This is a genomic window from Streptomyces sp. NPDC048751 (genome assembly GCF_043198595.1).
Classification (GTDB): Bacteria; Actinomycetota; Actinomycetes; order Streptomycetales; family Streptomycetaceae; genus Streptomyces.
The window spans coordinates 1-4478 of record NZ_JBICUX010000044.1 but is presented as its reverse complement, the minus strand read 5'-3'; the positions used below and the strand labels follow the sequence as shown (position 1 = coordinate 4478).

Below are 4478 nucleotides of genomic sequence, written 5' to 3'. Positions count from 1 at the left end.
GACGCGGTGGGGCATTTGCATGCGCAGGGTGTGACGCGGTTCGTGGAGATCGGTCCGGACGCAGCGCTCAGTTCTGTGGGGCCGGAGTGTCTGCCCGAGGACGCCACGGCGGTGTTCGTCCCGCTGTTGCGCCGCGGCCAGCCGGAATCAGTGACCCTGCCCACCGGGCTGGCTCGCTTCCATGCGCACGGCGGCACGGTGGACTGGGCCCGGTACCTGCCCGCCGCGGCCCGGGTCGAGCTGCCCACGTACGCCTTCCAACGCCGCCGCTACTGGCTCGACAACGCCGAACCGGCGCGTCGGGGCGGTCACCCGCTGCTGGACTCGGCCGTGGAGTTCGCGGAGGAGGACGGGTTCCTGCTGTCAGGCCGGCTGGCCACCCCGGCGCAGAGCTGGCTGGGGGAGCACACCGTCCTGGGCGCGACCGTGGTGCCCGGCAGCGTGTTCGTCGAACTGGCCCTGCACGCCGCCGCGGAGGCAGGCGCGGGCGAGGTCGCCGAACTGACCCTTCAGGCGCCGCTGGTGCTGCCCGAGGACGGCGCCGTCGAGGTGCAGCTGCGGGTCGGCGCGCCCGGCGAGGCTGGGGACAGGTCGCTGACCGTGCACGCCCGCCCGTCCGGGGACCGCGTTCCGTGGACCTGCTACGCCCGCGCCGTGCTCGGCGCCGTGGTGGCCGCGCCCCAGGCCGAGCCGGTCGCCTGGCCACCGCCGGACGCCACCGCGCTGGACGTCGGATCGGCCTACGCCGAGTTCGCCGCCACCGGCCTGGAGTACGGCCCGGCGTTCCAGGGCCTGCGCGCGGCCTGGCGGCGCGGCGACGAGATCTTCGCCGACATCGCCCTGCCCGAACTCACCGACACCGGCCGCTACGGGCTGCACCCCGCGCTGCTGGACGCGGCGCTGCACGCGATGCGCTACCTGCACGAGGACGACGGTGGCCGCACCATGCTGCCGTTCGCCTGGAACGGGATCGCGCTGCGCCGCGCCGGCGCGTCCGCGCTGCGGGTGCGGATCTCCCCGGTTGCCGCAGGCGCGGCCAGGATCGAACTCGCCGACCCGGCGGGCACCCCGGTCGGGGTGGTGGAATCCCTCGCGGTTCGGCCGGTCTCGGCGGAACAGCTCGGCCACCACGAAGTCCTGTACGCCGAGGACCTGGTGCCCGCGACCTTGCAGCCCGGCCCCGAACCGAGCGTGCTGACCTGTGCCGATCTGGCCGACCTGGCCGGGCGCGACCTGCCCGAGGTGGTGGTGCTCGCGGCCGGGACCGAGGCCGACCCGGTCGCCGCGGCCGGCCGGGCGCTCGGCGCGGTGCGCACCTGGCTGGCCGACGACCGCTTCGCCGGTACCCGGCTGGCGCTGCGCACCCGGAACGCGCGCACCGATGCGGCCGCCGCCGCGGTCTGGGGCCTGCTGCGTTCGGCGCAGCAGGAACACCCGGACCGCTTCCTGCTGGCGGACATCGAGGGCACGGACGGCACCGAGATCCCCGCAGCGGCGTGGAACGTGCCCGGCGGGCAGCTGGTGCTGCGGGACGGCGTGATCCTCGTGCCACGGCTGGCCGGTGTCCCGCTGTCCAGGATCACCGACCGGGACGGCGCGGCCTGGAACCCGGACGGCCCGGTGCTGATCACCGGCGGGCTGGGCGCGCTCGGCGCGGCCTTGGCCCTGCACCTGGCAGCCGACTGCGGGGTGCGCGAGTTGGTGCTCACCGGTCGCCGCGGCCCGGACACCCCGGGCGCGGCCGAGCTGGCCGCCGAACTCGCCGAACTCGGAGCCACCGCGCGGATCGTGGCGTGTGACGTGGCCGAGCGGGAGGCGGTGGCGGCGCTGCTGGCCGCGCACCCGGTGACAGCGGTGGTGCACGCGGCCGGGGTGGTGGACGACGGTGTGGTCACCGGCCTGACCGAGGAGCGGTTGCGGGCGGTGCTGGCGCCGAAGGTGCTGGGCGCACAATGGCTGGACGAGCTGACCCGCGAACGAGAGCTGACCGACTTCGTGTTGTTCTCCTCCGCCGCCGGGGTGCTCGGCGCGGCCGGGCAGGGCGCCTACTCGGCGGCCAATGCCGCACTGGACGCGTTGGCCCGCGGCAGGCACGCCGCCGGGCTTCCGGCCACCTCGCTGGCCTGGGGACTGTGGGAGCGGCGCAGCGGCATCACCGGCGGGCTGGCCGAGGCCGACCTGGCCCGCATCGCCCGTGCCGGGCTGCGGCCGCTGGCCACCGCCGAGGCGCTGGAGCTGTTCGATCTGGCCCGCACGGTGGACGAACCGGTGCTCGTACCCATGCGGCTGGACCGGGCGGCCGTCCGCTCCGGCGGGCCGGTCCCGGCGGTGTTGCGCGGCCTCGTCCGGGAAGCCCCCGCCCCGGCTGCCGGCATCGCTCCCGCGCCCGCCGCCGCGCTTACCGCGCTGTCGGGTCCGGATCGGGAGAAGGCGCTGCTGGCGCTGATTCGCGCCGAAGCGGCCGGAGTGCTGGCCTACGACTCGCCGGCCGCCGTGGCGGACCACCGAACCTTCGCCCAGCTCGGCGTCGACTCGCTGGCCGCGGTGGAACTGCGCAACCGGCTCACCGCGGCCACCGGCATCCGGCTGCCCGCCGCGGTGGTGTTCGAGTACGCCACCCCGGTGGCGCTGGCCGCGCATCTGCACGAGTCCATGCCGGCCGCGGACGGCACGCCGGCCACCTCGTCGCTCGCCGAACTCGACCAGCTCGAAGCGGCGTTGGCGGACGCCGACCCCGGCGCAGTGGACCGGTCGAAGCTGCGCATGCGGCTCACCGCGCTGCTGGCCAAGTACGGCGGTGAGGGGCAGAGCGGCTCCGCACCGGAGCAGGACCTGTCGTCGGCCTCCGACGACGAACTGTTCGACCTCGTCGACGACCTCGGCGCCAGCTAGGGGCAGGGAAGGAATCCGCGTGGCAAACGAGGACAGGCTCCGGGACTATCTCCGGCGCGCACTGGCCGAGGCGCAGAGCGCTCAGCACAGGTTGGCCGAGATCGAACAGTCCCGGCGCGAGCCGATCGCGATCGTGGGCATGGCGTGCCGTTATCCGGGCGGGGTGGGTACGCCCGAGCAGTTGTGGGAGATGCTGGCCGCCGGCCGGGACGGGATCTCCGGGTTCCCCGCCGACCGCGGCTGGGACCTGGCCGGACTGCCGGTCGGGCTCGGCGGGTTCGTCGCCGACGCCGGTGAGTTCGACGCCGGCTTCTTCGGGATCTCGCCGCGCGAGGCGTTGGCCATGGACCCGCAGCAGCGGCTGCTGCTGGAGACCTCCTGGGAGGCGTTCGAACGCGCCGGGATCGACCCGTCGTCGGTGCGCGGCAGCCGTACCGGTGTGTTCGCCGGGCTGATGTACCACGACTACGCGACGCTCACGGACAGCGTGCCCGCGGAGTTGGAAGGCTTCATCGGCAATGGGAACGCCGCCAGCATCGCCACCGGCCGGGTCGCCTACACCTTCGGTCTCGAAGGCCCCGCCGTCACCGTGGACACCGCCTGCTCCTCCTCGCTGGTCACCCTGCACCTGGCGGTGCAGTCGCTGCGCTCCGGCGAGACGACGCTGGCGCTGGCCGGCGGCGTGACCATCATGGCCACCCCCGGCACCTACGTGGAGTTCGACCGGCTCGGCGGGCTGGCCGCCGACGGCCGGTGCAAGGCGTTCTCGGCCGGGGCCGACGGCACCGGCTGGTCCGAGGGCGTCGGGATGCTGCTGCTGGAACGGCTGTCTGACGCGCAGCGCAACAACCACCCGGTGCTGGCCGTCATCCGCGGCTCCGCGGTCAACCAGGACGGCGCGTCCAACGGACTGACCGCGCCCAACGGCCAGGCGCAGCGCCGGGTCATCGTCGAGGCGCTGACCAACGCGGCCCTGTCCCCCCGGGACATCGACGCGGTCGAGGCGCACGGCACCGGCACCTCGCTGGGCGACCCCGTGGAGGCGCAGGCCTTGCAGGCCGTCTACGGCGCCGAGCGCGACCGGCCGTTGTGGCTGGGGTCGGTCAAGTCCAACATCGGCCACACCCAGGCCGCCGCGGGCGTCGCAGGTGTGATCAAGGTCGTGCAGGCGATGCGGCACGGGGTGCTGCCCCGCACGCTGCACGTCGACACCCCGACCCCGCACATCGACTGGGCCGGTGGCCCGCTGGAACTGCTCGCCGAGTCCCGGCCCTGGCCGGAGACCGAGGTCCGCCGCGCGGCCGTGTCGGCGTTCGGGGTCAGCGGCACCAACGCGCACGTCATCATCGAGCAGGCTCCGGCCGTCGAGCCCACGACGGTGCCCGCCGTGCCGGAGGGGTTGCCGGTGCCGGTGCTCGTGTCCGGTCGTAGCGCCGACGCGTTGCGCGGGCAGGCGGCCCGGTTGCGTGAGTTCGTAGTGGCGGACCCGGAATTGACTGTGCCTCAGCTGGCGTTCGCGAGTGCCACGGATCGTGCTGCTTTGGAGCATCGTGGTGTGGTGGTGGCTGGTGGGCGGGATGAGTTGT

Annotated in this window: 2 protein-coding genes; both read left to right on the top strand. The window is 74.5% G+C overall.

All coding sequences use genetic code 11. From position 1 onward, the window contains the following. A partial coding sequence (locus ACGFNV_RS46795) for a type I polyketide synthase (protein WP_393631800.1) occupies positions 1-2892 on the top strand: 2892 nt, incomplete at its 5' end. A 19-nt stretch (positions 2893-2911) separates the two neighbouring features. Beyond that, positions 2912-4478 (top strand): type I polyketide synthase (locus ACGFNV_RS46790; RefSeq protein ID WP_393631798.1); only part of this gene is annotated, 1567 nt, incomplete at its 3' end.